Annotated in this window: 20 protein-coding genes and 1 riboswitch; of the genes, 15 read left to right on the forward strand and 5 right to left on the reverse strand. The window is 71.1% G+C overall.

Annotated features, from left to right (window positions below):
- The first annotated feature begins 9 nt into the window (after positions 1–9).
- The 5 genes from qcrC (at position 10) to ACKTSN_RS33755 (ending at position 6,448) form a co-directional block, all read left to right on the forward strand.
- Positions 10–822 (forward strand): cytochrome bc1 complex diheme cytochrome c subunit, encoded by an 813-nt coding sequence (qcrC, locus tag ACKTSN_RS33735; RefSeq protein WP_409472576.1) that lies wholly within the window; start codon positions 10–12, stop codon positions 820–822.
- On the forward strand, positions 819–1,868 hold the full coding sequence (qcrA, locus tag ACKTSN_RS33740) for a cytochrome bc1 complex Rieske iron-sulfur subunit (protein WP_409472577.1): 1,050 nt from the start codon (positions 819–821) through the stop codon (positions 1,866–1,868). Before qcrC ends, qcrA begins: the two co-directional genes overlap by 4 nt.
- On the forward strand, positions 1,865–3,502 hold the full coding sequence (qcrB, locus tag ACKTSN_RS33745; RefSeq protein ID WP_409472578.1) for a cytochrome bc1 complex cytochrome b subunit: 1,638 nt from the start codon (positions 1,865–1,867) through the stop codon (positions 3,500–3,502). The genes qcrA and qcrB overlap by 4 nt, the downstream gene beginning before the upstream one ends.
- A gap of 136 nt (positions 3,503–3,638) precedes the next feature.
- Positions 3,639–4,703 carry an anthranilate phosphoribosyltransferase gene (gene trpD / locus ACKTSN_RS33750; protein WP_409472579.1) on the forward strand — a complete coding sequence of 355 codons (1,065 nt, stop codon included), beginning with the start codon at positions 3,639–3,641 and terminating at the stop codon, positions 4,701–4,703.
- 86 nt (positions 4,704–4,789) lie between these two features.
- Positions 4,790–4,906, forward strand: a riboswitch (SAM riboswitch).
- A 180-nt stretch (positions 4,907–5,086) separates the two neighbouring features.
- Positions 5,087–6,448 (forward strand): aminotransferase class V-fold PLP-dependent enzyme, encoded by a 1,362-nt coding sequence (locus ACKTSN_RS33755; RefSeq protein WP_409472580.1) that lies wholly within the window; start codon positions 5,087–5,089, stop codon positions 6,446–6,448.
- A gap of 19 nt (positions 6,449–6,467) precedes the next feature.
- On the opposite strand, the gene ACKTSN_RS33760 is transcribed toward ACKTSN_RS33755, so the two are convergent.
- Together ACKTSN_RS33760 and ACKTSN_RS33765 are read right to left on the reverse strand one after the other, a co-directional pair.
- On the reverse strand, positions 6,468–6,749 hold the full coding sequence (locus ACKTSN_RS33760; protein WP_224734452.1) for an Lrp/AsnC family transcriptional regulator: 282 nt from the start codon (positions 6,747–6,749) through the stop codon (positions 6,468–6,470).
- Positions 6,746–7,480: a rhomboid family intramembrane serine protease gene (locus ACKTSN_RS33765; protein WP_409472581.1), complete on the reverse strand. Its 735-nt coding sequence runs from the start codon at positions 7,478–7,480 to the stop codon at positions 6,746–6,748. Before ACKTSN_RS33765 ends, ACKTSN_RS33760 begins: the two co-directional genes overlap by 4 nt.
- Before the next feature lie 157 nt (positions 7,481–7,637).
- Here ACKTSN_RS33765 and ACKTSN_RS33770 point away from each other — a divergent pair, with 157 nt between their 5' ends.
- The 5 genes from ACKTSN_RS33770 (at position 7,638) to ACKTSN_RS33790 (ending at position 13,057) form a co-directional block, all read left to right on the forward strand.
- Positions 7,638–7,877 carry a hypothetical protein gene (locus tag ACKTSN_RS33770; protein WP_055541554.1) on the forward strand — a complete coding sequence of 80 codons (240 nt, stop codon included), beginning with the start codon at positions 7,638–7,640 and terminating at the stop codon, positions 7,875–7,877.
- A 35-nt stretch (positions 7,878–7,912) separates the two neighbouring features.
- Positions 7,913–9,262, forward strand: a complete 1,350-nt coding sequence (locus ACKTSN_RS33775) for an NYN domain-containing protein (protein ID WP_409472582.1) — start codon at positions 7,913–7,915, stop codon at positions 9,260–9,262.
- A 268-nt stretch (positions 9,263–9,530) separates the two neighbouring features.
- The gene (locus ACKTSN_RS33780) at positions 9,531–10,565 is read left to right on the forward strand and encodes an NlpC/P60 family protein (RefSeq protein WP_409472583.1); all 1,035 of its coding nucleotides are present in this window, start codon (positions 9,531–9,533) and stop codon (positions 10,563–10,565) included.
- Between the two features lie 248 nt (positions 10,566–10,813).
- Positions 10,814–11,827: an NlpC/P60 family protein gene (locus ACKTSN_RS33785; RefSeq protein ID WP_409472584.1), complete on the forward strand. Its 1,014-nt coding sequence runs from the start codon at positions 10,814–10,816 to the stop codon at positions 11,825–11,827.
- A gap of 30 nt (positions 11,828–11,857) precedes the next feature.
- Positions 11,858–13,057 carry a hypothetical protein gene (locus tag ACKTSN_RS33790; RefSeq protein ID WP_409472585.1) on the forward strand — a complete coding sequence of 400 codons (1,200 nt, stop codon included), beginning with the start codon at positions 11,858–11,860 and terminating at the stop codon, positions 13,055–13,057.
- Here ACKTSN_RS33790 and ACKTSN_RS33795 read toward each other — a convergent pair.
- The gene (locus tag ACKTSN_RS33795; protein ID WP_409472586.1) at positions 13,045–13,581 is read right to left on the reverse strand and encodes a PadR family transcriptional regulator; all 537 of its coding nucleotides are present in this window, start codon (positions 13,579–13,581) and stop codon (positions 13,045–13,047) included. The genes ACKTSN_RS33790 and ACKTSN_RS33795 overlap by 13 nt on opposite strands.
- 91 nt (positions 13,582–13,672) lie before the next feature.
- On the opposite strand from ACKTSN_RS33795, the gene ACKTSN_RS33800 reads away from it, so the two are divergent.
- The gene (locus ACKTSN_RS33800) at positions 13,673–14,995 is read left to right on the forward strand and encodes an MATE family efflux transporter (RefSeq protein ID WP_409472587.1); all 1,323 of its coding nucleotides are present in this window, start codon (positions 13,673–13,675) and stop codon (positions 14,993–14,995) included.
- Here ACKTSN_RS33800 and ACKTSN_RS33805 read toward each other — a convergent pair.
- Positions 14,956–16,194, reverse strand: a complete 1,239-nt coding sequence (locus tag ACKTSN_RS33805; protein WP_409472588.1) for a glycosyltransferase 87 family protein — start codon at positions 16,192–16,194, stop codon at positions 14,956–14,958. The two genes, ACKTSN_RS33800 and ACKTSN_RS33805, sit on opposite strands and share 40 nt — an antisense overlap.
- Positions 16,195–16,336: 142 nt before the next feature.
- Here ACKTSN_RS33805 and ACKTSN_RS33810 point away from each other — a divergent pair, with 142 nt between their 5' ends.
- Positions 16,337–17,479, forward strand: a complete 1,143-nt coding sequence (locus ACKTSN_RS33810) for a glycosyltransferase family 4 protein (RefSeq protein WP_409472589.1) — start codon at positions 16,337–16,339, stop codon at positions 17,477–17,479.
- Positions 17,480–17,582: 103 nt separating this feature from the next.
- Here the strand turns inward: ACKTSN_RS33810 and ACKTSN_RS33815 are convergent, their stop codons facing one another.
- Complete coding sequence (locus ACKTSN_RS33815) at positions 17,583–19,379, reverse strand: AMP-dependent synthetase/ligase (protein ID WP_409472590.1); 1,797 nt, start codon at positions 19,377–19,379, stop codon at positions 17,583–17,585.
- Between the two features lie 315 nt (positions 19,380–19,694).
- Between ACKTSN_RS33815 and ACKTSN_RS33820 the strand changes: the two genes are divergently transcribed.
- The 3 genes from ACKTSN_RS33820 (at position 19,695) to ACKTSN_RS33830 (ending at position 22,399) form a co-directional block, all read left to right on the forward strand.
- Positions 19,695–20,492, forward strand: a complete 798-nt coding sequence (locus tag ACKTSN_RS33820) for a metallophosphoesterase family protein (RefSeq protein WP_409472591.1) — start codon at positions 19,695–19,697, stop codon at positions 20,490–20,492.
- 122 nt (positions 20,493–20,614) lie between these two features.
- The gene (locus tag ACKTSN_RS33825) at positions 20,615–21,052 is read left to right on the forward strand and encodes an SRPBCC family protein (RefSeq protein ID WP_409472592.1); all 438 of its coding nucleotides are present in this window, start codon (positions 20,615–20,617) and stop codon (positions 21,050–21,052) included.
- 177 nt (positions 21,053–21,229) lie between these two features.
- On the forward strand, positions 21,230–22,399 hold the full coding sequence (locus ACKTSN_RS33830; RefSeq protein ID WP_409472593.1) for an ArsA family ATPase: 1,170 nt from the start codon (positions 21,230–21,232) through the stop codon (positions 22,397–22,399).
- Positions 22,400–22,426: the final 27 nt, after the last annotated feature.

Consider the following 22,426-nt stretch of genomic DNA (forward strand, 5'->3'; position numbering starts at 1 on the left):
GGGTAATCCGTGAAAAAGCTCTCCGCACGACGACGCCATCCGCTGGCGGCGGTCGTCGTCCTACTCCTCGCGCTGGCGGCCACTGGGGGGCTGTACACCGCGCTCGCCCCCGTGGGCAACGCGCAGGCCGATGAGACCGCCCAGTCCCTCGCCATCGACGAGGGCAAGAAGCTCTACGCCGTCGGCTGTGCCAGCTGCCACGGCACCGGCGGTCAGGGCACCTCCGACGGTCCGAGCCTGGTCGGCGTGGGCGCGGCGGCGGTCGACTTCCAGGTCGGCACCGGACGCATGCCGGCCGCGACCTCGCAGGGCGCCCAGGTTCCGCGGAAGAAGGTCATCTACACGCAGGCCGAGATCGACCAGCTCGCGGCGTACATCTCCTCGCTCGGCGCCGGTCCGAACATCCCGACCAAGGAGCAGTACGGTACGGAGGGCGCGGACATCGGCAAGGGCGGCGAGCTCTTCCGCACCAACTGCGCGCAGTGCCACAACTTCACCGGCAAGGGCGGTGCGCTCACCAAGGGCAAGTACGCGCCGACCCTCGAAGGCGTGGACCCGAAGCACATCTACGAGGCCATGCAGACCGGCCCGCAGAACATGCCCTCCTTCCCCGACACGACGCTGTCCGAGCAGAACAAGAAGGACATCATCGCGTACCTGGAGGCGGTCAACAGCGAGCACACGGAGAACCCCGGCGGTCTGGAGCTGGGCGGCCTCGGGCCGGTCAGTGAGGGCCTGTTCTCGTGGGTCTTCGGTCTGGGCTCGCTCGTCGCGGTCGCCGTCTGGGTCGCCGCTCGGACCGCAAAGGCCAAGAAGTCATGAGTAGCCAAGACATTCCAGAAGAGAACCTGCCCGCTGAGCAGGACCGCGCCGTAGCGGTCGCGGACGAGAAGGCCCCGTTCGCCGACCCGGGCCTGCCGCCCCACGAGCACCGGATCCAGGACATCGACGAGCGGGCCGCCAAGCGGTCCGAGCGTGCGGTCGCCCTGCTGTTCACGGTGTCGATGCTGGCCACCATCGGCTTCATCGCCGCGTATGTGACGATCCCGGTCGACAAGTCGATCTTCGTCTTCCCGATCGGTCACCTCAGCGCCCTGAACTTCGCGCTGGGTCTGACGCTCGGCATCGCGCTGTTCTGCATCGGCGCGGGCGCGGTCCACTGGGCCCGCACCCTGATGTCCGACGTGGAGATCGCCGACGAGCGGCACCCGATCGAGGCGTCCCCCGAGGTCCGTGCGAAGGTCCACGCGGACTTCAAGCAGGGCGCCAAGGAGTCGGCGCTCGGCCGCCGCAAGCTGATCCGCAACACGATGCTCGGCGCACTCACCCTGGTGCCGCTCTCCGGCGTCGTCCTGCTGCGCGACCTCGGCCCGCTGCCCGAGGAAAAGCTCCGCCACACCCTGTGGAAGAGGGGCAAGCTCCTCGTCAACATGAACACGAACGAGCCGCTGCGTCCCTCGGACGTCGCCGTCGGCTCGCTCACGTTCGCCAAGCCCGAGGGCCTGGAGGAGCACGACCACGACTTCCAGAACGAGATCGCCAAGGCGGCCCTGATGATCGTGCGGCTCCAGCCGGGCGACATCAAGGACAAGCGCGAGCTCGAGTGGTCGCACGAGGGCATCGTGGCGTACTCGAAGATCTGCACCCACGTCGGCTGCCCGATCTCGCTGTACGAGCAGCAGACGCACCACGTGCTGTGCCCCTGCCACCAGTCCACCTTCGACCTCTCCGACGGTGCCCGGGTCATCTTCGGCCCCGCCGGCCACGCCCTGCCGCAGCTGCGGATCGGCGTGAACGACGAGGGTTACCTCGAGGCGCTCGGCGACTTCGAAGAGCCCGTCGGTCCTGCATTCTGGGAGCGCGGATGAGTACTACGACGACCACGGACTCCCGCTCTCGCGGGAAGGCACCGGCCGGCGAGCGCGTCGCCGACTGGGCCGACGGCCGGCTGGGGATCTACTCCCTGGCCAAGGCCAACATGCGCAAGATCTTCCCGGACCACTGGTCCTTCATGCTGGGCGAGGTCGCGCTCTACAGCTTCATCATCATCATCCTCACGGGTGTGTACCTGACGCTGTTCTTCCACCCGTCGATGAACGAGGTGGAGTACCACGGCAGCTACGTCCCGCTGCAGGGCCAGCTCATGTCGGAGGCGTTCGCCTCGACGCTGGACATCAGCTTCGACGTCCGGGGCGGTCTGCTCATCCGGCAGATCCACCACTGGGCCGCGCTGATCTTCCTGGCCGCGATGTTCGTGCACATGTTCCGGGTGTTCTTCACCGGCGCGTTCCGCAAGCCGCGTGAGATCAACTGGCTGTTCGGCTTCCTGCTGTTCGTCCTCGGCATGTTCACCGGTTTCACCGGCTACTCGCTCCCGGACGACCTGCTCTCCGGCACCGGTGTCCGCTTCACGCAGGGCGCGATCCTGTCCATGCCGATCGTCGGCACGTACATCTCGTTCTTCCTGTTCGGCGGCGAGTTCCCGGGCACCGACTTCGTGGCCCGCTTCTACTCGATCCACATCCTGCTGCTGCCGGGCATCATGCTCGGCCTGGTGGTCGGCCACCTGATCCTGGTCTTCTACCACAAGCACACGCAGTTCGCGGGCCCCGGAAAGACCAACAAGAACGTCGTCGGCATGCCGTTCATGCCGGTCTACATCGCCAAGGCCGGAGGCTTCTTCTTCCTGGTCTTCGGTGTCATCGCGGCCATCGCGGCGATCGCGCAGATCAACCCGATCTGGGCCATGGGCCCCTACCGTCCGGACCAGGTGTCCACCGGCGCCCAGCCCGACTGGTACATGGGCTTCGCCGAGGGTCTGGTCCGCTACTTCCCGGGCTGGGAGATCAACTTCTGGGGCCACACGCTCGTCCTGGGCGTGTTCATCCCGCTGGTGCTCTTCGGTCTGGTCCTGGTGGTGCTCGCGCTCTACCCGTTCATCGAGGCCTGGATCACCGGCGACAAGCGCGAGCACCACATCCTGGACCGCCCGCGCAACGCTCCGACGCGCACCGCGTTCGGCGTCGCCTGGATCACGCTGTACATGATCACGCTGGTCGGTGGTGGCAACGACCTGATCGCCACCCACTTCCACCTGTCGATCAACGCGGTCACCTGGTTCGTCCGGATCGGCTTCTTCGCCGGACCGGTCATCGCGTTCATCGTCACCAAGCGGATCTGCCTCGGCCTGCAGCGCCGGGACAGGGACAAGGTGCTGCACGGCCGGGAGACCGGCACCATCAAGCGCCTGCCGCACGGTGAGTTCATCGAGGTGCACGAGCCGCTCAGCCAGGAGCAGCTGCACACGATCACGGCACACGAGCAGTACCAGCCGGCCGAGATCGGCCCGGCGGTCGACGAGCACGGCGTCGAGCGCAAGGTGAAGGGCTCCGAGAAGCTGCGCGTCAAGCTCAGCAAGGCGTACTTCGGTGAGGACGCCCAGATCCCCAAGCCCACCGTCGAGGAGTACAAGGAGATCACGAGCGGCCACGGCCACCACTGATCACTGCGTTCGCCACGCCACAGCGAAGGGCCCCGTCCGTTGTTCGGACGGGGCCCTTCGCCGTGCCCGCGGCTGGATAGGGTGGACCTGTTCGAGACTCGTGTCCCGGTGTACGGGACTGACCCAGGAGCGGCTTATGAGCGCTGTGACCCCCGCTGGAGGCGACACCGCGGCGGGCCGTTCCTGGCCCGCCCTGCTGAACGGCCTGCTTCAGGGCCGCGACCTCAGCGCGGACGACACCGCCTGGGCGATGGACCTGATCATGCGCGGCGAGGCGACGGACGCCCAGATCGCCGGGTTCGCGGTGGCACTGCGTGCCAAGGGCGAGACCGTCGAGGAGATCGCGGGATTCGTCCGGGCGATGTACGACCACGCGAACGTGATCGAGGTGCCGGGCGACACCGTCGACATCGTCGGCACCGGCGGCGACGGCGCGAAGACCGTCAACATCTCCACGATGTCCGCGATCGTCATCGCCGGCACCGGTGCGAAGGTCGTCAAGCACGGCAACCGGGCCGCGTCCTCGGCGTCCGGGGCGTCCGATGTCCTGGAGAAGCTCGGCGTCAATCTGGAGCTGACGCCGCAGCGGGTCGCGGAGGTCGCCGAGGAGGCCGGGATCACCTTCTGCTTCGCGGTGAAGTTCCACCCGGCGCTGCGTCATGTGGCGGCGGCACGCGGGCAGTTGGGCATCCGGACGACGTTCAACTTCCTCGGTCCGCTGACCAACCCGGCCAAGGTGAAGGCACAGGCGGTGGGCGTCGCCGACCTCAGGATGGCGCCCATCATGGCCGGCGTCTTCGCCGAGCGCGGCAACTCCTCCCTGGTGTTCCGCGGCGACGACGGCCTCGACGAGCTGACGACCGCGTCCACCTCCCGGGTCTGGGTCGTCCGGGACGGCAAGGTGACCGAGGAGAGCCTCGACCCGCGGGACGTCGGGATCGAGCTGGTGCCGCTGGAGGCGCTGCGCGGCGCCGACGCCTCGTACAACGCCGAGGTCGCCCGGCGGCTGCTCGACGGGGAGCAGGGCCCGGTGCGGGATGCGGTGCTGCTGAACTCGGCGGCGGCGCTGGTGGCGCTGGAGCCGGGTGAAGGGCCGCTGACCGAGCAGATCCGCGCGGGGATGGCGAAGGCGGCGGAGGCGATCGACTCCGGGGCGGCGAAGCGGGTCCTGGAGCGGTGGGTGGCCGCCAGCAACGCCTGAGACCGAGCCGGTGTGATGCAGGGCGCAGTCCGGATCCTGGACTGCGCCCTTGCGCATCGAAGATCGTATGGCAGGATGCTGTACCAGGTCATGAGCGACAGCTGAAAGGCCCCGGCCGGCTGTCCGGCAACCCTCCGTCCGTGGCGGGGTGCCCCGGGTGAAGACCAGGTCGTAGGCAGCGAGGTCTACGACAAGCGCGGACCCCTCGCACACTTTTGAACGAGTGTGGACCAGGGGTCCTGGTCGTCGAGGGAGCCTTCCGTGAGCAAGCGAATGCGATAGGGCCGCAGAGCCCCGCCTCCGCACACCCTTTTCACCCTTCCCCGCGCTTGAGCCGTGCCGCTCGCGCGATCATCCTCGCCTGCGATTACGGGAGTACACCCATGTCCGTCTCCACCGCTGCCGCCGCCCAGTCCGTTTGCGCCCCCCTGCCCGTTCTGGGCCGGGATGTCACCGTGCCGCTCGTCACGGGTGGCGAAGTCACCTACGCCGCGCTCGACTACGCCGCCAGCGCGCCCGCGCTGCAGCGGGTCTGGGACGACGTGGCGGCGTACGCGCCGTACTACGGCAGTGTCCACCGCGGCGCCGGATACCTCTCCCAGCTGTCCACCGACCTCTTCGAGAACGCCCGCAGGACCGTCGCCGAGTTCCTCGACTGCCGGGCGGACGACCAGGTGGTGTTCACCCGGTCCACCACCGACTCGCTCAACCTGCTCGCCGCCGCGCTCCCCGCCGACTGCCAGGTCTTCGTCTTCGAGACCGAGCACCACGCCTCGCTGCTGCCCTGGCAGGACGCCCGCGTCAGCTACCTCGACGCCCCGCGCACCCCGCAGCAGGCCGTGGAGACCCTGGAGCGCGCCCTGGCCGACCGCGACCCCCACGGCCCCGCCCTCGTGTGCGTCACCGGGGCCTCCAACGTCACCGGCGAGCTGTGGCCCGTACGGGAACTCGCCGCGGCCGCGCACGCGCACGGCGCCCGGATCGTCCTGGACGCCGCCCAACTCGCCCCGCACCACCCGGTGTCGGTGCAGGACCTCGACGTCGACTGGGTCGCCTTCTCCGGGCACAAGCTGTACGCCCCGTTCGGCTCCGGCGTGCTGGCCGGCCGTGCCGACTGGCTGCGCGCGGCCGAGCCGTACCTCGCGGGCGGCGGCGCCAGCCGCAAGGTCACCCGGCGGGCGGACGGGGGAGTGGACGTGGAGTGGCACGAGAGCGCCGCGCGGCACGAGGCCGGGTCGCCCAATGTCATCGGCGCCTACGCCGTCGCCTCCGCATGCAAGGCGCTCACCGAGGCCGGCTTCGACACCCTCGTCGCCCGTGAGCGGCACCTGATCGACACCGTGCGTGCGGGGCTCGCCGAGGTCCCGGAGGTCAGGGTGCTGTCCCTGTTCGGCGACGACGCCCCGCGGGTCGGCGTGATCTCCTTCGTGGTCGACGGCTGGAACAGCTCCCACTTCGCCGCCGCGCTGTCCGCCGAGTACGGCATCGGCGTCCGCGACGGCCTCTTCTGCGCCCACCCGCTCGTCCGCACCCTGCTGGGCAGCGACCCGCAGAGCCAGGGTGAGTGCGGTGCCCCCGAGGCCGCGTCCGGCGAGAAGTCCCTCAACGCGATCCGCGTCAGCTTCGGCGCGGGGACGCCGGACGAGCATGTGGAGCGCTTCGTGAAGGCCGTGAAGGAACTCGTCCGGCACGGCGCGAAGTGGCAGTACCGGACGGAGGAGGGCCGCTGCGTGCCCGTGGTCTAGGACAGGTCTTGGGGGCGGCTCACGAGTCCAGGCCGATGGCGAAGGCCGCCTCCAGGTCGTGCTGCGAGTACGTCCGGAACGCCACGTGCGTGTCCGTCGCCTCCACGCCGGGGATCTTGCTGATCCGGCCGGGGATGACGTCGGCCAGGTTCTCGTGCTGCTTGACCCGGACCATCGCGATCAGGTCGTAGGTGCCCGTGACCGAGAAGACCTCGCTGACGGAGTCGAGCGAGGCGATCTGCTCGGCGATCTCGGGGATCCGGTCCACGCTGGTCTTGATCAGGACGATCGCGGTGATCACGGCTGGTTCTCTCCCTCGGTGGCCGGAGCTGGGGCGGCCTTCACTCTAGCTGTCCGGCCGAACCGCGCCCACGCGTAGAGGAAGCCCAGCGCGAAGCCCACCAGGTGGGCCAGGTAGGCCACCCCCGGCCCGCCGGTCTCCTGTCCCGCCGCCAGCCACTGCAGGGCCACCCAGAACGGCAGCACCACCCACGCCGGGAAGCGCAGCGGCAGGAAGAACAGGAAGGGCAGGAGGCTGGTCACCCGGGCGCGGGGGAAAAGGAACAGGAACGCGCCCAGCACCGCCGAGATCGCTCCCGAGGCGCCGACCAGCGACTGCTCGGAGCCGGCGTGGGCGCCCGCGTACCCGAGCAGGGCGAGGTAGCCGCAGCCGACGTAGAAGCAGGTGAACCCGACCCGGCCCATCCGTTCCTCGGTCATCACCCCGAAGACATAGAGGAAGAGCATGTTGCCGAGCAGATGCAGCCAGCTGCCATGGACGAAGAGGGCCGTGGCCGGGGTCAGGGCTGTCCTCGGGGAACCCTCGAACAGTTCTGCGGGCACGACGCCCCAGTGGCGGAAGTAGGCCTGCTGCGCGGCGAGCAGCGCGTCGCCGGAGCCGTACGCCGGCCCGAGGCCCGAGGCGGGGCCGGTCAGGAAGATCAGGCAGCACAGGGCGATCAGTCCGTACGTCACCGGCGCCGCCGGCCGCCGGACCGCCCGGCGGGCCACCGCACTCCACTTGCTGATCATGAACACAGAGCATGACGTAAGTGGACGCAACAGCACAGACCGCCTCGCCGCCGGGAACAGACCGGCGGCGAGTACGCGCCAGGCCGTAGGGTTACGAGCCACACGCTCCAGGGAAACTGGCGCATCACGGAGACTAGAAGGAAAGCGAACAGCCACGATGACGGTTCCCCTGCCCACCGCCACCACGCGGTGGCGCTGCACGCTCTGCGGCAACCTCACCCGGTTCGATGTGACCCGCTCGTCGAAGGTCGTCGAATACGTCCACCTCGATCTGGCCGGTGAGCCGAAGGTCGAGGAGCGCGAGGTGGTCAGTGAGACCATCGAGTCGGTGCGCTGCCGGTGGTGCAACGCCGTGGACCAGGTGGAACTCGTGGACAGGCCGGGCGCCGGCTCCTGACCGGGAGCGGGCCCCTACGGGCATTGGGGTGACGGATGGTGGAGACCGCAGGCGGGGGGCCGGGCGACGGCGCCGCTGAGGTGCTCGACCGACCGCTGCCCGAAGGGGTGCGCCGGAGGGTCGTGCAGATCGTCTCCGACGGCTTCGGCGGGCTGACCGTCGCCGAGTTGCCCACACAACTGAGGCAGTACGCCCGGTTCGCCCCGAACCGGCGCGCCAAGTTCGCGGGCAACGCCATGGCCGCGGCGCTGGAGACGGACCCGCTGTTCCGGCAGCGCATCGGCGAGAAGCTGAGGGAGGCTCAACCGGAGCTCGCGGGCGTCCTCGACTCCGGTGCGCCGCCGCCGGCCGCGGATCCGCTGGACGTGGCCGCCGCGGCCTATGTGCTGCGCCCCACCGGCTGGGTCAAGCTCGTGACCGCCGCCGGCGAGGAGGCCCTGCGGGCGGACGCCGAGCGCGCCGATGAGGAGAGCCGGGCCGAACTGGAGCGGCTGCGCGCCGAACTCGCCGCCGCCCGCGACCACACCCGCGCCGAGACCGAGCGGCTGCGCGCCGAGCTGGAAGCCGCCAAGAAGGAAGCCGAATCGCTTCACCGCAAGCTGCGTGCCGCGCTCAGCGACGTCAAGCGCGGTGAGGCGGCCCTGCGCAAGGTGCAGGGCGAGATCGAGGCCGTACGCGCCGAGGGGCACGCGCAGGTGTCCGCCGCCGAGAGCGAGTCGCGGCGGCTCAAGGCGCGGCTGGGGGAGGCCGAGGCCGCCCTGGAGGCCACCCGGAAGGCCGCGCGCGAGGGGCGCAGCGTCGAGGACATGCGGGTGCGGCTGCTGCTCGACACCGTGCTGGACGCGGCGCAGGGGCTCAGGCGGGAGTTGGCGCTGCCGCCGGTGTCCGTACGTCCCGCCGAGACCGTGGACGCGGTCGAACCGGGACGAATGACCCCGAAGGACATCGCCGCGCGGGCCCTGTCCGAGAGCGACCCCGCGATCCTCGACCAGCTCCTCGCGCTGCCGCAGGCGCATCTGGTCGTCGACGGCTACAACGTCACCAAGACCGGCTATCCCCAAATGCCCCTGGAGAAGCAGCGGTTGAGGCTGCTCGGGCAGCTCTCGCAGCTCGCCGCCCAGTCCGGTGCCGAGGTGACCTGTGTCTTCGACGGGGCCGAGCTGGCCGCGCCGGTGCTGCTGGCACCGCCGCGCGGGGTGCGGGTGCTGTTCTCCAAACCGGGCGTCACCGCGGATGAGTTGATCCGCCAGCTGGTGCGCGCCGAGCCGCCGGGCCGTCCGGTCGTCGTCGTCTCGACCGACCGTGAGGTGGCCGACGGTGTGGCGCGGGTGGGGGCACGGCCGGTGGCGTCGGCGGTGCTTCTCAAGCGATTCCAGCGAGCTTGAGTCTGTTTTCAACGGGTTTGAGCCTGCGCGGCGTACGCCCCGTGTTCAACGTAACGCCCCAATCGCAACGTACGGACCGCTTGCCCGAATTGGTCATATCTGTGCACAACGTAGCGTCAAGCAGGCGTCACAGCATGTGAGTTGTGAGTAAAGAATGCAGGGTGTGACGGGATTTTTCAGCTGAGGATTTGAACTGATCACAGTCGGGTCACTAGGGTCTGCTCGAACCTCCGACCGGGTGATCACTCACATGAAGGAGCTCGCCCCCGTGGCGTCCCACCGTCGACCCAAGCAGCCGAGTCGCGCACGAGTGACCGTGCTGACCACCGCAGCCGCCGCTGCCGTGGCCCTGAGCTCGCAGGCCGCCAACGCCGCGCCGAGCGAGAAGCCGAGCAAGGACGAGGTCAAGACCAAGGTCGACAAGCTCTACGAAGAGGCCGAGCAGGCCACCGAGAGGTACAACGGGGCCAAGGAGAAGCAGGAGAAGCTCCAGAAGGAGATCTCCACCATCCAGGACAACGTCGCCCGCGGCCAGGAAGAGGTCAACGAGCTGCGCGACGGCCTCGGTTCGATGGCCACCGCCCAGTACCGCTCCGGCGGCATCGACCCGTCCGTCCAGCTCTTCCTCTCCGCCGACCCGGACGACTACCTCGACAAGGCCTCCACGCTCGACCAGTTGAGCAGCCAGCAGGTCGAGGCGCTCAAGAAGATCCAGGAGAAGCAGCGCGAACTCGCCCAGGAGCGCGCCGAGGCCTCCGACAAGCTCAAGGACCTCGCCTCCACCCGCACCGAACTGGGCAAGAAGAAGAAGGAAGTTCAGGCCAAGCTCGCCGAGGCGCAGAAGCTGCTCAACACGCTGACGGCCGCCGAGAAGGCCGCCCTCGCCGCCGAGGAGGAGCGCGCCAGCCGGTCCTCCGAAGCCCGCGTGGAACTCGGCAACACCGGCGCCGCCTCCGGCCGGGCCATGGCCGCCTTCCAGGCCGCCCAGAGCAAGATCGGCTCGCCCTACGTCTACGGCGCCTCCGGCCCGTCCTCCTTCGACTGCTCGGGCCTGACCTCCTGGGCCTTCGCCCAGGCCGGCGTCGCCATACCGCGCATCTCGCAGGACCAGGCCAACGCCGGTACGCGCATCTACAGCCAGTCCGACCTCAAGGTCGGTGACCTGGTCATCTTCTACGGCGACCTGCACCACGTCGGCTTCTACGCGGGCAACGGCCAGGTGCTGCACGCCCCGCGCACCGGCACGGTCGTGCGCTACGAGTCGATCAACAACATGCCGTACCAGTTCGGCGTCCGGATCTGATCCACGGCCGCGACCCTTCAAGATCAGCACGGTGTGCCGCCCGAACGGGCGAATTACGGCAACCGCGACTGACCCCACGCCCCGCCGGTGACCTGCGTCAGCGGCGGGGCGTCACGTTGTGTGGCCGCGGATCTCTTTGGCCGGCACCCCGCGACGGGGCTACTGTCTGCCGCGTTTCCCCACCGCCGGGCTCCCGTCCCGGCACCGGGGGATTTTCCTGTCCGCCAGTGGAAGGAGCGCGGCTACCCGTGGGGTCCCATCGCCGCCTTGCACCGTCCGGGTTCGACCGGGGCGCCTGCGTGGCGCTGTCCGTCCTGTCGGCCACCGCGGCCGCCCTCGGCACTCTCCCGGCGCAGGCCGCGCCGCACGACGACACCCGCGCCGAGGTGGACCGCCTCTACGCGGAGGCCGAGAAGGCCACCGAGGCCTACAACAAGGCCGACGAGCGCACCGACGCACTGCGCGGGCAGGTGAGCCGGGCGCAGGACCGGGTCGCCCGGCAGCAGGAGCGCATCAACACCCTGCGGGAAGCGCTGGGTTCGCTGGCCGGCGCGCAGTACCGCTCGGGCGGCATCGACCCCTCCCTCGCGCTGCTGCTCTCCGAGGACCCGGACGAATACCTCGACAAGGCGTCCGTCCTGAACCGGATCAACGCCCACCAGGCCGGGCAGTTGAGGGACCTTCAGGAGGCCATGCGCGAACTCAGCCAGGAGCGAGCGGAGGCGGCCGAGAAGCTCGGCGAACTGGAGAAGAGCCGCAAGGCCGTCGCCTCCCACAAACGCACCGTCGAGAAGAAGCTCGCCAAGGCCCGCCGGCTCCTCAACGCCCTCCCGGACGACGAACGCGCCGCCTACGAGCGGGCCTCCCGTTCCGGCCGCTCCGACATGCCCGACTTCGGCAGCGCCGTCCCTGCCTCCGGCCGTGCGGCCGCCGCGGCCGTGGCCGCCATGTCCGCGCTCGGCAAGCCGTACGTGTGGGGCGCGAACGGTCCCAGCGGCTTCGACTGTTCCGGCCTCATGCAGTGGTCGTACGCGCAGGCCGGGGTGGCCCTGCCGCGCACCTCGCAGGCCCAGCGGGCGGCGGGCCGGCAGGTCCCGCTCTCCGAGGCCCGGCCCGGCGACCTGGTCACCTACCGCTCCGACGCCAGCCATGTCGCGATGTACATGGGCAACGGCCAGGTGATCCACGCCCCCTACCCCGGCGCGCCCGTGCGCTACGACCCGGTCGGGATGATGCCGGTCTCGGCGGTCACCAGGGTCTGACCGGGCACATTGCCCCGTACGATCGGGAGGATGGCTGGTCGAGGGCGTGCGTCGGGATCCGGAGTCGTGGCGCTCTGTCTGCTGCTCGTCTCCCTGCTCGGCTCGCTGGTCGCCTGCGGCGGCCGGCCCGCCGCCGACCGCGCCGAGGCCGAAGTGCAGCGGCTGCTCGACCGGCGGGCGGCCGCGCTCCTCGACCACGACGAGAGCGCCTACCGGCGGACCGGTACGGCGGTGGGCTTCACCAACCTGCGCGCGGTGCCGCTCGCCGACTGGTCGTACGAGGTCACCGCCGTGCACCGCACCGGCGACACGGCCACCGCCGACGCCGAACTGCGCTACCGCCTCGACGGCCACGACAAGGCGCCGGTCACCGCAGGCCGCACCCTGGGCCTCGACCGTGCCGCCGACGGGCAGTGGACCGTGGTCTCCGACCGGCCCGCCCGCACGTCCGGCCAGCAGCTGTGGGACCAGGGCCCGGTGACGGTGGTACGGGGCGAGCACAGCCTCGTGCTGGGCGTCGGCCGGTCCCGCGCGGCGCTGCACGCCTTCGCCGAGCTGGGGGACCGCGCGGTGCCCGCCGTGACGGACGCCTGGGGCACCGCCTGGAGTCGGCAGGTCGTGCTGCTCGTGCCCAGGTCGCTGGAGGGGATGGCGGGGCTGCTCGGCTCGCCCGCCTCCTCCTACCGCGGGATCGCCGCCGTGACGACCGGCGAGACGGGGGCGGAACAGGCGCCCGCCGACCGGATCATTGTCAACCCCGACGCGTACGGGGTGCTCGGCGACGTCGGCAAGCAGGTCGTCCTCACCCACGAGGCGACCCATGTCGCCACCCGCGCCCATACCAACACCGCGACCCCGCTGTGGGTGTCCGAGGGATACGCCGACTGGGTCGGCTACCGCGACAGCGGGCGCCCCCCGGTCCAGGCCGCGCCGGAACTCGCCCACGCCGTGACCTCGGGTGACGTCCCGGCCGCGCTGCCGACCGACGCCGACTTCGGCTTCACCGGCGCTTCCACCTCGCTGGCCCGGGCGTACGAGGGCGGCTGGATGGCCTGCCGGATGATCGCGGACCGGTGGGGCGAGGCGCGGCTGGGCGAGTTCTACCGGGCGGTCGGTGCCCACGAGAAGCGGGCGGGGGCGGTCGAGGGTGCGCTGAAGGACGTGCTCGGGACGACGCCGGAGGAGTTCACGGCGCAGTGGCGGCAGTATCTGCGGGATCAGTTCGGCTGAGGCGGGTCCAGCCGAGCGATGGCCTCTTCCAGCCACGCCCGCTCCGCCTCGCCCGTGGCCCGGGCCACCCGCAACATGCCCTGGCGGAACAGGTCGTCCGCCTCCTCCGCCCGTACGGGATCGCCGTCCCGGTAGAAGAAACTCGCCGGGGTCTGCAGGAAGTCGAGGCGGCGGCGGAGTACGGCGGCCTGCTCCCGGCGGTCCGGCAGGTGACGCAGGAAGGCCAGCACCGTGTTGAAGCGCACCTGGTCCGTGATCTCCGCCGGCTTGGGGTGACGCAACCGCTCCAGCAGGTCCGCGCGGCCCTGGTCGGTGAGGGACAGCATGCGGCGGGGCGCCGCGCTCGTGCCCGGCTCGGTGTGCTGGTCGAGCTTGCCGGCCGCGACCAGCCGGCTGATCGCCGGGTAGAGGGCTCCGTCGCTGACCGGGCGGACGTGGCCGGTCAGGGCCTTGATGCGCTCCTTGAGTACATAGCCGTGCAGCGGCTCTTCGGCGAGGAAGCCCAGGATCGTCAGCTCCAGCATCAGGCTTCGGTCCCTCCTTGCGGGTGTCGTACGGCGATGATACCTCTTATCGAGATACCTCTAATCGAGGTATCCAGCCAAGGGGGCCGCCGTGAACGCACACCGCAAGCAACTCATCTCGCTCGCCCACCCCGTCTACCTCTCGCTCCTCGCCTCCGTCGCCGCCGGAATCATCAACACCGTCTGGGTCGCCCGGCTCGGCGGACCGGCGGTGGCCGCCGTCGCCGTCGCGACCAACACCGAAAACGTGCTCCTCGGCATCGCCCTCGTCTTCGGCTCCGGTACGACCGTGCTCGTTGCCCACGCCCGGGGCGCGCGGGATCCGGCCGCGGTGCGGGCGGCAGTGCGGGGCGGCTGGGCGTTGTGGGCGGTGGTCACGCCGGTGGTCGCGATGGGCGGGTTCCTGCTCCGCGAGCCGCTGGCCCGGCTGGTCCTCGGCGGCGAGAGCGGTGCTCTCCCCCTGGCGGTCGGCTACTTCGCCGTCTCCCTGCCGGGCATGACCGTCTTCTTCGCGCAGAACCTCGTCGACGGGATCCTCAAGGGCGCCGGCGACACGAAGACCTCGATGCGGCTCGCGCTGCTGGCCAACGGGCTGATCCTGGTCTGCGATCCCTGGCTGATCCGTCTGTACGGCGTCCAGGGCGCCGCCGCCTCGACCGTGCTGTGCCGGTCCGTGGCCCTGGCGGTCGGGCTGGTGGCGCTGCGCCGGAACGCGCTCCTGCGGGAGTGCGCGGGGACGGGGCCGAGACCCCGGACGAGGGCCGCGCTGCGCCGCACGCTGCGGACCGGGCTGCCCATGGCCGCCGACTTCACCGTGCGGCAGGGCGGGGCACTGGTGCTGGTCGCGATCGTGGCGCGGATCGGGGTGCCGGCCGTGGCCGCGTACTCGATCGCATACAAGGTCATGTACGTGGCGACCATGGCGTTCTACGCGGTGCGGCAGGCCGCCGCCATCCACACCGCGCACCTGCTCGGCGCCGGACGCCGCGAGGAGCGGGCGGCGATCGGGCGGGAGGCCGTGCTCGTGGCCGGGGCGGTGGGGCTGGCGGCCGTGGCGGTGCTGGGGGTCGCAGCGCCCTGGATCATGGCCGCCTTCGGCGCCGGGCCCGCCGTCGCCCACGACGGGGTGCTCTTCCTGCGCTGCATCGGGCCCTACCTCCTGCTCATGGCCTGCTTCATCGCGCTCGGCGGGGTCTTCGAGGGGAGCGGTGGCGCGCCCGTGCTGCTACGGGTGACGGCGGTCGGCACGGGACTCCAGCCGGTGCTGGCGTACGGGCTGTCCGGACTCGGGCTGCCGGGCGTGTGCCTGGCGTCGGCGCTCGCGATGGGAGTCCAGTGCGCGGCGGTCCTGGTGCTCTTCCGGCGGGCGCGGTGTCAGGAGGAGACCGGGGTCTCCTCGGTGCGGGCCGGGTGACTGGGGAACGGGGCTTTCGTGGTGGGCCGGGGCACCGTCGAGCGCCACAGGGTGCGGGCCGCGGTGAGTGTGGCGAGGACCAGGAGGCCGTTGCGGAGGAACAGGAGGGTGATGCCGAGGGCGTCGCTCGCGACGACGTGCGAGAACCAGAGCGGGAACTCCAGCACCGTCACGAAGGACGCCGCCAGCACAAGGCCGGCCGGCAGCCGCATCCCGCTGCGGGGAAAGCACAGGCACACCGCCGCGAGACCGACCAGCCACACCATGTACTGCGGGCTGATCACCCGGCTCGTGGTCGTGAACATCAGCACCGCCACGAACGCCGCATCCGCGAGCGTGTGCGACAGGAACCGCGAGGCCATCAGCCGCCACAGCAGCAGCCAGCCGAACGCCATCCCGGTGAGCGCCAGCGCGGCGGAGCTCACGACGTCGACGTACGGGCCGAGGAACTCCACCGAGCCGTAGTTGAGCAGCACCTGCCCGTCCCAGCCGTAGTGCCGCGCCACATGGAAGACGAGGGCGCCCAGCGACTCCACCTCGGTGCCCCGGTCGCGCTGGAAGGTCAGGAAGGCGAACGCGCCGGGCATGGCGAGCGCGAACAGCGCCGCGAGCGCCCCGGCCGTCACCGTCGCCGCGGCCCACGCCCGGCGCCGCACGGCACCGATCAACAGCAGTACCGGCCACACCTTCAGCATCGCCCCGAACCCGGCCAGCGCCCCCATCAGCCGGGGATGTCGCTGGCCCGCCAGGAGCGCGGCCACCGCGACGGCGGTGACCATCACGTCGTAGCGCGCGTACACGGTCGGCCCGAGCAGCGGTACGCCCACCACCCACACCCAGGCGCCGCGCACCGACCGGCCCGGCCGCAGGCCCGCGTACAGCAGCAGGGCGAGGACGACGAGGTCGGCGAGGCAGGCGAGGACGAAGAAGGCCTGCGCGTAGTCGAGGAAGAACAGCAGCGCCGGGGAGAGGATCGGCAGCGCGGCGGCGGGCGGGTACTGCCAGGTGACGTCGTCCAGCGGGAACGTTCCGGTGCGCAGCACCTCGTACCAGCCCTGGTAGATCACGGAGACGTCGCTGGTGACGTCCGGGCCGGGGAAGACGAGGACCTTGAAGACGAACAGGAGCAGTGCCAGGCGGGTCAGTCCCCAGATCACCAGCAGCCCTGCCAGGGACCGCGTGCCCTGCGTCCTGTCCACCGAAGCCCCTGTTCGTGGTCCGTGTCCGTCTTCGGGGCGCTGCCCCTCGTGTGCGGGGCCATGATCTCCCGGCCGCCTGTGCGAGAGCCGTGCAGCGCGGCCGTACCGAGCTGCGAGTGTACGTTGGGTAAGGTCGGCGTCGATGCGCAAGACCCTGATCGTGACGAATGACTTCCCGCCCCGGCCGGGCGGTATTCAGGCATTCCTGCACAACATGGCACTCCGGCTCGACCCCGAGCGGCTCGTCGTCTACGCCTCCACCTGGAAGCGCAGCCGGGAGGGCCTCGAGGCGACGGCCGCCTTCGACGCCGAGCAGCCCTTCACCGTCGTGCGCGACCGGACGACCATGCTGCTGCCGACGCCCGCCGCGACCCGCCAGGCCGTCGCGCTGCTGCGGGCGCACGGATGTACGTCGGTGTGGTTCGGGGCGGCGGCGCCGCTCGGGCTGATGGCACCGGCGCTGCGCAGGGCGGGCGCCGAGCGGCTGGTGGCCACCACCCACGGGCACGAGGCCGGCTGGGCCCAACTGCCCGCCGCGCGACAACTGCTGCGCCGGATCGGCGAGTCCACGGACACCATCACCTACCTCGGCGAGTACACCCGGTCGCGGATCGCCACCGCGCTGACCCCGGACGCCGCCGCCCGCATGGTGCAGCTGCCGCCCGGGGTCGACGAGAAGACCTTCCATCCGGACTCCGGCGGCGGCCGGGTGCGCGCCCGGCTCGGGCTCACCGACCGGCCGGTGGTCGTGTGCGTCTCCCGGCTCGTGCCGCGCAAGGGCCAGGACACGCTCATCCTCGCCATGCCGCGGATCCTGGCCAAGGAGCCCGACGCGGTCCTGCTGATCGTCGGCGGCGGGCCGTACGAGAAGGAGCTGCGCAAACTCGCGCGGGAGACCCGGGTCGAGGAGTCGGTCGTCTTCACCGGCGCGGTGCCCTGGTCGGAGCTGCCCGCCCACTACGGCGCCGGCGACGTCTTCGCCATGCCGTGCCGCACCCGGCGCGGCGGGCTCGACGTCGAGGGCCTCGGCATCGTCTACCTGGAGGCGTCCGCGACCGGTCTGCCCGTCGTCGCCGGGGACTCCGGCGGCGCGCCCGACGCGGTGCTCGACGGGGAGACCGGCTGGGTCGTACGGGGCGACTCCGCCGAGGACGCCGCCGACCGGATCATCACCCTCCTCGGGGACCCCGAACTGCGCCACAGGATGGGGGAGCGGGGCCGGAGTTGGGTCGAGGAGAAGTGGCGCTGGGATCTGCTCGCGGAGCGGCTCGAGGAGCTGCTCTGAGCAGAGCGGGCTCTTTCAGCGGAGCGCTGAGCAGCCCCTGCGCACGATGGCGCGGATCCCCTCACCCGGGGGCCCGCGCCATGCCGTTGCGTCACATGCCTTGCTACTTCTGGTAGATCGCCTCGATCTCGGCCGCGAAGTCCTTCGCCACCACGTTCCGCTTCAGCTTCAGCGACGGCGTGAGGTGGCCCGACTCCTCGGTGAACTGCGAGGGCAGGATGCGGAACTTGCGCACCGACTCCGCCTTGGACACCGCGGCGTTGCCGTCGTCGACCGCGGCCTGGATCGCGGTCAGCAGATCGGGGTCGTCCTTCAGCGAGGCCGCGGTGGAACCGGCCGGCTTGCCGTGCTCGGCCACCCAACGGCCCAGGAACTCCTCGTCGATGGTGACCAGCGCGCCCACGAACGGCCGCGCGTCGCCGACCACCATGCACTCCGCCACGAGGGCGTGCGCGCGGATACGGTCCTCGATCACGGCCGGGGCGACGTTCTTGCCGCCGGCGGTGACGATGATCTCCTTCTTGCGGCCGGTGATCCTGAGGTAGCCGTCCTCGTCGAGAGTGCCGATGTCGCCGGTGTGGAACCAGCCGTCGGCCAGGGCCTCCTCGGTCGCGCCCGGGTTGTTCCAGTACCCCTTGAACAGGTGCTCACCGTGCAGCAGCACCTCCCCGTCGTCCGCGATCCGCACCACCGAACCCGGCAGCGGCTGGCCGACCGTGCCGATCTTCTGCCGGTCCCAGGGGTTGAAGGCGGTGGCGGCACAGGACTCGGTCAGGCCGTAGCCCTCCAGGACCGTGAAGCCGATACCGCGGAAGAAGTGGCCGAGGCGCTCGCCCAGCGGGGCGCCGCCGGAGATGGCGTACTCACCACGACCGCCGAGCACCGCGCGCAGCTTGCTGTAGACGAGCTTGTCGAAGGCCTTGTGCTTGATCTTCAGACCGAGCGACGGACCGGACGGGGTGTCCAGCGCCTTGCTGTACGCGATCGCCGTGTCCGCCACCTTGTCGAAGATCTTGCCCTTGCCGTCCGCCTGGGCCTTGGCGCGGGCGGAGTTGTAGACCTTCTCGAAGACGCGCGGCACGCCCAGGATCAGCGTCGGCCGGAACGCGGCCAGTTCGTCGGTGAGGTTCTTGATGTCCGGGACGCAGCCCAGCTTGATCGGCGCCATCATCGGCGCGACCTGGACCAGCCGGCCGAAGACATGCGCCAGCGGCAGGAACAGCAGCACGCTGCACTCGCCGGTACGGAACAGCGGGCGCAGCCGCTCGACGATGTTGCCGCACTCGGCGAAGAAGCTGCGGTGGGTGAGCACACAGCCCTTGGGGCGGCCGGTGGTGCCGGAGGTGTAGACGATCGTCGCCGGGTCGTCGGCCTTCGCCAGCGAGCTGCGCTCCTCGACCGTGTCGTCGCTGAGGTCCCTGCCCAGGCGGCCCAGCTCCTCGACACCGCTGGCCTCGATCTGCCAGACGTGCTTGAGGGCGGGCAGCCGGTCGCGCACCGACTCGACGGCGGCCGCGTGGCCGTCCAGCTCCACGATGCAGGCCGTCGCGCCCGAGTCGCCGAGGATCCAGGCCACCTGCTCCGGCGAACTGGTCTCGTACACCGGCACGGTGACCGCGCCCGCGCTCCAGATCGCGAAGTCGAGGAGCGTCCACTCGTAACGCGTCCGGGACATCAGGCCGACCCGGTCGCCCGGCTGGACGCCGGCGGCGATGAGCCCCTTGGCGGCGGCTCGTACCTCGGCGAGGAAGGCGGTGGCCGTCACGTCCTGCCAGCTGCCGCCGACCTTGCGGGCGATCACGGCGACGTCGGGATGCTGCGCGGCGTTTCTGCGGACGATGTCGGTCAGGTTGCCGTCCGAGGGGACCTCGTACAAAGCCGGAAGGCTGAACTCGCGCAAGACTGCTGCTCCTCATAGGGCGCCGGCGCCACGACGTTGTGTGATGCGACGGTCCGGTCCAAGGCTCGGGCAGGTGCTCAGGGATCCGGCATGAGCCGTGGGGCCCACTTGTTGAAAACCTGAGCACGACTGGACCGCCCGGACGTTACCCGCCGGTATGGCGTCTACGACAGGGGGGCCCGGCGAGATGTTCGCTGCGTCACACTGATTGGTATTCCTGCGCGCACAGTAGTCCACGGATTTCCCCACTGGCGAGTAATCGCAGGTCCGGCCGTCACTGTTCACGTATGTCCCACACGCTTACCCTTGATCGCCATGGCACCCACACCAGCCGGTAACCGCAGGACGCGCATCCACGTGGTCAGCGATGTGCACGGCAACGCGCGTGACCTGGCACGGGCCGGGGACGGCGCGGACGCGCTCGTCTGCCTCGGGGACCTGGTCCTCTTCCTCGACTACGCCGACCACTCGCGCGGCATCTTCCCCGACCTGTTCGGCGTCGAGAACGCGGACCGCATCGTCGCCCTGCGCACTGCCCGCCGCTACGAGGAGGCACGTGAGTTCGGTGCCCGGCTGTGGGCCGGGGTCGGGGAGGACCGGGCGGTGGTGATCGAACAGGCGGTGCGCAAGCAGTACGCCGAACTGTTCGCCGCGTTCCCCACGCCGACGTACGCCACCTACGGCAATGTCGACATGCCGCCACTGTGGCGGGAGTACGCCGGTCCCGGTACGACCGTGCTCGACGGGGAGCGGGTGGAGATCGGGGGCTGGGTCTTCGGCTTCGTCGGCGGCGGGCTGCGCACACCGATGCGGACGCCGTACGAGATCAGCGACGAGGAGTACGCGGCGAAGATCGAGGCGGTGGGCGAGGTCGACGTGCTGTGCACGCACATCCCGCCGGAGGTGCCGGAGCTGGTCTACGACACGGTGGCGCGGCGCTTCGAGCGGGGCAGCCGGGCGTTGCTCGACGCCATCCGCCGCACCCGGCCCCGCTATTCACTCTTCGGCCATGTGCACCAGCCGCTCGCCTCGCGGATGCGGATCGGGGCGACCGAGTGCGTGAACGTGGGGCACTTCGCCGGGACGGGGCGGCCGTGGGCGCTGGAATGGTGAGTCCGCCTCCGGTATGCCCAGGTAGGGGTGACGTCGGGCCGGTCGGCGCGCGGTAGCCTTCACGCTGCACACACGTGCGCACGACCACCTCTTGCCGGACCGCATCTGGAGGAGCCACGGCGATGGCGGAACACACCAGCTCGAGCATCGAGATCGAGGCGTCCCCGGCCGACGTCATGGCGGTGATCGCCGACTTCGCCCGCTACCCGGACTGGACCGGTGAGGTGAAGGAGGCCGCGGTCCTCGAGACCGACGCCCAGGGACGCGCCGAGCAGGTCCGCCTCGTCATGGACGCCGGCGCGATCAAGGACGACCAGGTGCTGGCGTACACCTGGACCGGCGACCACGAGGTCTCCTGGACGCTGGTGAAGTCCCAGATGCTGCGGTCGCTGGACGGCTCGTACCTCCTGAAGCCGGCGGGCACGGGCGCCACCGAGGTGACCTACCAGCTCACCGTCGACGTCAAGATCCCCATGCTGGGCATGATCAAGCGCAAGGCCGAGAAGGTCATCATCGACCGGGCACTGGCGGGCCTGAAGAAGCGCGTGGAGTCGGCGTAGCCTGCGGGCAGTCGTGCCTCCCCCGGTGCCTGAACGGCCTGGGGGACCCCCAGGGCGGCACGGGTGGGCGCAGGCGGCACCCCGTAGCGCCGGGCTGCGCAACGCCCCGCGCTCAGCTGCGACGCCGGGTGTCCACGAAACCGGGTTGAGCGGCAACGTCCGTTACCGTTCAGCCCCATGCGCACCATCCTGATCACCGGCCCAGGCGGCACCGGCCGTACCACCGTCGCCGCAGCCACCGCGCTCGCCGCCGCCCGCGAGGGCACCCGCACCCTCCTCCTGGGCACCGACCGCACCGACACCCTCGGCGCGGCCCTGGGCGCGGCGACCGGCCCGGCCCCGGTGGAGATCGCCCCGCACCTCGCCGCCTGGCGCCCCGACCCGGTCGCCGGCTTCCGGGACGACCTCGCCGCCCTCCAGGACCGCGCCTCCGCCGCCCTCGACCTCCTCGGCGCCCCCCGCCTCGACCCGGAGGAGCTCACCCCCCTGCCCGGCGCCGAGGAGATCGCCGTACTCCGCGCCCTGCGCGACGCCGCCCTCGCCGAGAGCCACGACCTCCTCGTCGTGGACCTGCCGCCCCTCCCACACGCCCTCGACCTGCTCGCCCTCCCTGAGGAACTCCGCCGCTATCTGCGCCGTCTGCTTCCGCCCGAACGCCAGGCGGCCCGCGCCCTGCGCCCCGTCCTCGGCCGGCTCGCCGGCGTCCCCATGCCCGCGGAGTGGCTGTACGAGACGGCCGCCCGCTGGGACGTCGAACTCGCCGCCGTGGAGGCGGTCCTCGCGGACCGGGACACGACCGTACGGCTGGTCGCCGAACCTTCCCCGGCGGGCGCCGAAGCCGTCCACACCGCCGCCCTCGGCCTCGCCCTGCGCGGCCTGCGCCCGGACCGGCTGATCGCCAACCGGGTGTTCCCGGAAGAGGGAGGGGACGGCTGGCTCGCCGGTCCGCTCGCCCAGCAGCGCAAGGTCATCGACGAATGGCAGACGTCGTACGACGTCCGCACCGTCGCCCACCTGGGCCGCGACCCGCGCGGCCCTGACGATCTGCTGGCGCTCGCCGTACCGGAGGCCGGGCCGGCCGACGCCAGGGTCGACTGGCCCGTCGTCGACCGGCTCGCCCCGGACGGCGTGCTGGTCTGGCACATCCCGCTGCCCGGAGCCGTACGCGAGGACCTCGACCTCGTCCGGCGCGGCGACGAACTCGTCGTCACCGCCGGACAGTTCCGCCGAGTCCTCCCACTGCCGTCCGCCCTGCGCCGCTGCACCGTCGACGGCGCGGCCCTGCGCGACGACGAGCTACGCATCCGCTTCGCACCGGACCCCGGGCTGTGGCCCGCGGCACGGTGAAGCGGCTACCGCCGTTCGGGTAACGTC

This window comes from Streptomyces flavusporus (genome assembly GCF_046267975.1).
In the GTDB taxonomy this organism is placed as follows: Bacteria; Actinomycetota; Actinomycetes; order Streptomycetales; family Streptomycetaceae; genus Streptomyces; species Streptomyces flavusporus.